The sequence below is a fragment of the Dissulfurispira sp. genome (assembly GCF_036745535.1).
Classification (GTDB): domain Bacteria; phylum Nitrospirota; class Thermodesulfovibrionia; order Thermodesulfovibrionales; family Dissulfurispiraceae; genus Dissulfurispira.
In genome coordinates this window covers 1-4,502 of record NZ_DAIOFX010000111.1, presented here as the reverse complement: position 1 = coordinate 4,502, position 4,502 = coordinate 1, and the positions used below count along the sequence as shown (strand labels likewise).

10 protein-coding genes are annotated in these 4,502 nt (G+C 46.0%); all 10 read left to right on the top strand.

The genetic code is table 11. The features are described from left to right. The coding region (locus V7L97_RS11545) for a sulfurtransferase (RefSeq protein WP_333656126.1) at window positions 1–1,011 on the top strand (1,011 nt) is incomplete at its 5' end. Window positions 1,012–1,030: 19 nt separating this feature from the next. Further along, entirely contained in the window at window positions 1,031–1,549 is a 519-nt protein-coding gene (locus V7L97_RS11540; protein WP_333656123.1) for an archaemetzincin family Zn-dependent metalloprotease, read from the top strand. After that, window positions 1,546–1,848, top strand: coding sequence for a DsrE family protein (locus tag V7L97_RS11535; RefSeq protein ID WP_333656121.1), 303 nt, complete (start codon window positions 1,546–1,548; stop codon window positions 1,846–1,848). Before V7L97_RS11540 ends, V7L97_RS11535 begins: the two co-directional genes overlap by 4 nt. Before the next feature lie 9 nt (window positions 1,849–1,857). Then, window positions 1,858–2,139: a hypothetical protein gene (locus tag V7L97_RS11530; protein WP_333656120.1), complete on the top strand. Its 282-nt coding sequence runs from the start codon at window positions 1,858–1,860 to the stop codon at window positions 2,137–2,139. An 11-nt stretch (window positions 2,140–2,150) separates the two neighbouring features. Beyond that, window positions 2,151–2,321, top strand: a complete 171-nt coding sequence (locus V7L97_RS11525; RefSeq protein ID WP_333656118.1) for a hypothetical protein — start codon at window positions 2,151–2,153, stop codon at window positions 2,319–2,321. 12 nt (window positions 2,322–2,333) lie between these two features. After that, a complete protein-coding gene (locus tag V7L97_RS11520) occupies window positions 2,334–2,498 on the top strand; it encodes a hypothetical protein (protein ID WP_333656117.1) in 165 nt (54 codons plus the stop codon). A 38-nt stretch (window positions 2,499–2,536) separates the two neighbouring features. After that, window positions 2,537–3,013 carry a hypothetical protein gene (locus V7L97_RS11515; protein WP_333656116.1) on the top strand — a complete coding sequence of 159 codons (477 nt, stop codon included), beginning with the start codon at window positions 2,537–2,539 and terminating at the stop codon, window positions 3,011–3,013. A 29-nt stretch (window positions 3,014–3,042) separates the two neighbouring features. Then, a complete protein-coding gene (locus V7L97_RS11510) occupies window positions 3,043–3,180 on the top strand; it encodes a hypothetical protein (RefSeq protein WP_333656113.1) in 138 nt (45 codons plus the stop codon). A gap of 3 nt (window positions 3,181–3,183) precedes the next feature. Then, window positions 3,184–3,966: a YeeE/YedE thiosulfate transporter family protein gene (locus V7L97_RS11505; protein ID WP_333656112.1), complete on the top strand. Its 783-nt coding sequence runs from the start codon at window positions 3,184–3,186 to the stop codon at window positions 3,964–3,966. 15 nt (window positions 3,967–3,981) lie between these two features. Further along, the gene (locus V7L97_RS11500) at window positions 3,982–4,449 is read left to right on the top strand and encodes a YeeE/YedE thiosulfate transporter family protein (protein WP_333656110.1); all 468 of its coding nucleotides are present in this window, start codon (window positions 3,982–3,984) and stop codon (window positions 4,447–4,449) included. The last annotated feature ends 53 nt before the right edge of the window (window positions 4,450–4,502 follow it).

The window sequence follows — 4,502 nt, the reverse complement described above, 5'->3', positions numbered from 1 at the left end:
AGGAGGTGCGAGATGAGGGTAAAGGGTTTATTAGTAATGGTGATGATGGCGGCCTTTGCGGCTTTATCTGCAAATGCCTATGGATGGGCAAATCCGGATATCTTAATGAATCCCGATGATGTGGAGAAGGTTGCTGCAAAACCTGACTGGGTAATCCTTGACTGCCGGGGCAAAGAGGCATACGAGAAAGGGCATATCCCCGGAGCTATAGTCCTTGATTGCAGGAAAGACCTGAGGGATGGGACAGAAAGGGCATTAAAGCCTGCACAGTTGGAAAAGACACTCGGAAATGCAGGCATTGGTAACGACAAGAATGTTGTTGTATATGGAGATGCAAAGGATATAGTCCATGCAAGTGTAGGATTCTGGATACTTGAATACATGGGGCATGATAAAGTCCATTTCCTTGACGGAGGTCTTACTGCATGGAAAGCGGCTGGAAAACCTCTAACAACAGAGCCGAAGACATTGCCGCCGGCAACATTTAAGGCCAATGTTGTTCCATCCAGGTACGCCTCAACAGAGGAGATGCTTAAGATTGCAAAGGGAGAGACAAAGGGCGTTCAGGTTATAGATGCAAGGACGGAAAAGGAATACGCCGGTAAAGAATCCCGCTCCTTAAGGGGAGGCCGTGTTCCCAATACAACCATAAATGTATCCCACGAGCTTACATACGACAAGCGCACAGGAAAGCTGCTTCCTGAGAAGTTTTTAGAAAAATCTTACGGCAGTCTCGATAAGAATAAAAGGACAGTAGGGTTGTGCCAGACAGGCTCACGCTCCACGCTTACATATCTGCAGTTGAGGCTTATGGGCTTCAAGGACCCTGCAAACTATGATGACTCCTGGATTGTGTACGGCAGCAGCATTTATCCACCCTATCCAGTGGAGAACGAGCAATGGATAAATCTGGAGGGCATTGTGAAAATGGCGGCTGACATAAAGAAGCTTCAGAAAGAGATCGCAGACCTGAGGAAAGAGTTAAATCTGCCGCCGAAAGAAGAGAAGTAAGGAGATTGTAGAGGTCAGCATGGGTGAAAGGATAAAAATAGTTCCGCTTGGTGAAGTTGATGGGGGTCTTATTATGGAGGTTGCAACTCAGGTCAGTATGACATTAGGAATAACCGCAATAGTTGACGAGATGCAGCACTATCATGAATCCGCCTATAACCGCCAGAGGAACCAATATTCTGCCGAAGCCTTCCTGAGATTTATGGAAGGGGTTCGAGGGGAAACTCCTCACAGGGTGCTCGGCATCACCGATGTTGACCTCTATATTCCGGATTTGAATTACGTATTCGGCCTTGCAGATGGGCCCAGTGCTGTTGCCATTGTCTCTGTTTCGAGATTTAAAAAAGGGAATGGGAAGGTCGTCGAGAGGGCTGTTAAAACCGCAGTCCATGAGCTCGGGCACACATACGGGCTTGACCACTGCCATGACAACAAATGCGTCATGTATTTTTCCTACAATCTTTCGGATACGGATTATAAGGGGAAAGAATTCTGCAGCAAATGCCGGAAGATATTGGATAAAAGGAATATCACATGAAACTCGGTATTTTAGTAAACACAGACAAAAATCTCAATCATATATTAGGCATCACAAAGGCGGCTACAGAGAGAGGGCATGAAGTCATAATATTTAATATGGATGACGGGGTCAAACTTTTCAGGGAACCAGCCTTCAGAGACCTCTGTAATACCAAAGGCGTATCCATGAGTTTTTGCGACCACAGCACACATGTCCTCAATGTATCAAAGGAAGGCATTCCCGATGAGATAATCTGCGGCAGCCAGTACAACAATGCTGTCATGAACCATGATGCAGACAGGGTTATTGTTTTGTAAGGAGATATTGTGGATAAGAAGAAAATAGCGGTAATTATCAGAGACAGACAGGCAGAGGCATTCAGGATGAGCGTTGGTCTCACTGTCCTTGATGACACAATAGATGTATTTATAACTCAACCTATTAAGAATGATGACGAGACAATTGTTCAGTTTGAGGGAATGAAAGAAATGAAGGAAATGGACATCATAAAAGTTTTTACAGCCCGGCAGGGTATAGATTTTCAATATATAACCATGGAAGATATGGCAGGGAAGATCCTCGAATATGACCACATATTGCCGTATTAAGGAGAATAAATATGAAAGTCTTGCATTTGTTTAAGTCTGAACCCGATGAAACCACAAAGAAAATAATAGAGATGCATAAAGCAGAAAATGAAGTGAAGGTCATTGACCTCACAGAGGGCAATATTTCTTATGGGAGTCTCGTAGAAGACATGTTTAGTTATGACAAAGTTATATCATGGTGAAGGAAGGTAAGAATGGGTGAGGTAAGAGGCGGATTGACATTACCGTGGCTGTGGGTAGCAGTTATTATTGCCCTTTTGTCTCTGGGCTTTATACTGCCGCCCTTTGATAAGCCGCTAAGGGATCTTGCCAAGCAGGCAGAGCAGATGAAGGCGGCACAAGAACCTGTTTCTCAATAAGACTTTTTAGACAAAATATCAATATGGAGGTATAAGAGATGAAAACGAAAAAGACAATAGTATTGGCGGTTATGCTGTCACTGGCATTCTTGACAATGCCTTTGATAAGCGGGCTTAAAAAGACACAGACTACTGTTTCACTGGTATCTGTGGCATATGCTGATGAGGCAAAGGACTTTAAATGGATCCCGAGAAGACCAGGGATTACAAGGGCACAGATAGCCCTCGGAAGGGCTGTTACAATACCCTTTGAATTTACAGTTACAGGAAATGTGAAAAAGGTGAGGTTTGAATTGCCAAAGAAATTTGTAGACCTCGGCATTGATATTCTGGAAGACGAAGTGGCTGTTAAGGGCGGTAAGGCTTCGTCATCCGTTGCGTTTACCGTGCCACCTGGAAAACCATTGGGCAAGTTTGACATGGCAGTTACTGCAAAGGATGCAGCAACAGGAAAAGAGATAGGCAAAGGCTCTATTCCATTTATGCTTTTGCCTCCGGGCGTAGGCGGATGTTAGAGGTAAAAACAAAAGGGGAGGGATGATATATGAGCGACTTTGATTTTGGCATAAAAGGCTGGTGGGACTCATGGTACAAAAAATTCTTCAGGGAAAAATGGCCCCTATGGATAGCAGCCATATTCATGGCGCTTTCAGGGATAATAGCATACGGAATAGCCGTATAGTCATTGTCGAGGACAGTTACGGGTGAGAATCCCTATGATCAGGCAAAACCGCTCGGAACATTCCTGGGACTTAAAGAACTCGGCGGCATTATCAACAGCTTCCTCGGCAAGATAGGTCTGCCTCACTATCCTTTCAATGGCTATATATGGCCTGACGGGCAGACCATAAACTATTTTGTCCAGTATCCCAATCCTTTCCTTGAGCCGACAGCAGGGACGATGCTCGGCATACTCTTCGGAGGGCTGATCGCCGCGCTTTTGGCAAAGGAGTTCGCACTCAAGGTGCCGCTTGACAAGACGGAGTACGGACTTGCGCTTTCTGGCGGAGTGATGATGGGTATAGGCGCGGTCTTTATGTTCGGTTGTCCCCTGGTAAGTACGACTAATATAGGCGCCATGGGTGTTCAGGCTATTCTTATGGTTATAGGCATGACCATAGGCTCATTCTTTGGAGCAAAGATAATTGTCTGGCTTGAGAAGCGAAGGCTGGCATCCCTCGCGTGCGCTGCCGATGGTGCAGGCTATAGACCATTAATGCATTTTGAAAAGACAAAGACCATATGGCCTAAAATGCCGGCTAATGCGGACGGAGGCGAGCCATTCGGCATAAGGTTCCAGCCTGTAATGGCAATAATCCTTACGGTCGTTATGTTCATGGTTTTGGCACGGTTCACCAAGATCGGCTACCCTGCCCTCTCCATGTCATTTCTGGCAGCAACACTAACGGGCTTTGCAATGCAGAGGGGAGGCATGTGCTTTGCCTATGCATACAGGGAACCCTTTTAAACAGGCTTCAGCGATATGTCAAGGGCAATGGCGCTTCTCTACGCACTGCTGGTGATAGGTTTTCTCCCATTCAAACTCCTTGGCTCCGTGTCCCCTGATATCGCCTATGCCGAGATATTCGCCATAAGTCCAGCAGGTATCGGAATACTTATTGGTTCAGCCCTGTTCGGACTCGGCATGGCGCTCAACGGTGCATGCGTCAGCGACAGCCTCTGGAGAACTGCTGAGGGTCAGGTAAAAATATGGGTAGGGCTCTTAACACTCATCTGTGTTTCCTCATGGCTCTTCCCGATGAGGGAGGAGGCTTGGTTTAAGACCATCTTTGCGCCGTACGGCTCAAAGAATATAACGGATGTGTATCTGCCCCAGATATTCGGGAGTTATCCCATAGCGGTCGTATTTACCATAAGCGTGATACTTTTATGGGCGCTCGTTATGACATGGTTTGCAGGCAGGACATTCAAAAAATATATGGAAGGATAGGAGGGTTAAAATGACAACAGAAGTCAAAATCGACAAGGTCCTCGATGTAAAAG

Coding starts and splice junctions, on each gene's coding strand:
- V7L97_RS11535 (WP_333656121.1), top strand. CDS start 1,546: ATGAAACTCGGTATTTTAGTAAACACAGACAAAAATCTCAATCATATA.
- V7L97_RS11515 (WP_333656116.1), top strand. CDS start 2,537: ATGAAAACGAAAAAGACAATAGTATTGGCGGTTATGCTGTCACTGGCA.
- V7L97_RS11500 (WP_333656110.1), top strand. CDS start 3,982: ATGTCAAGGGCAATGGCGCTTCTCTACGCACTGCTGGTGATAGGTTTT.
- V7L97_RS11520 (WP_333656117.1), top strand. CDS start 2,334: ATGGGTGAGGTAAGAGGCGGATTGACATTACCGTGGCTGTGGGTAGCA.
- V7L97_RS11540 (WP_333656123.1), top strand. CDS start 1,031: ATGGGTGAAAGGATAAAAATAGTTCCGCTTGGTGAAGTTGATGGGGGT.
- V7L97_RS11510 (WP_333656113.1), top strand. CDS start 3,043: ATGAGCGACTTTGATTTTGGCATAAAAGGCTGGTGGGACTCATGGTAC.
- V7L97_RS11525 (WP_333656118.1), top strand. CDS start 2,151: ATGAAAGTCTTGCATTTGTTTAAGTCTGAACCCGATGAAACCACAAAG.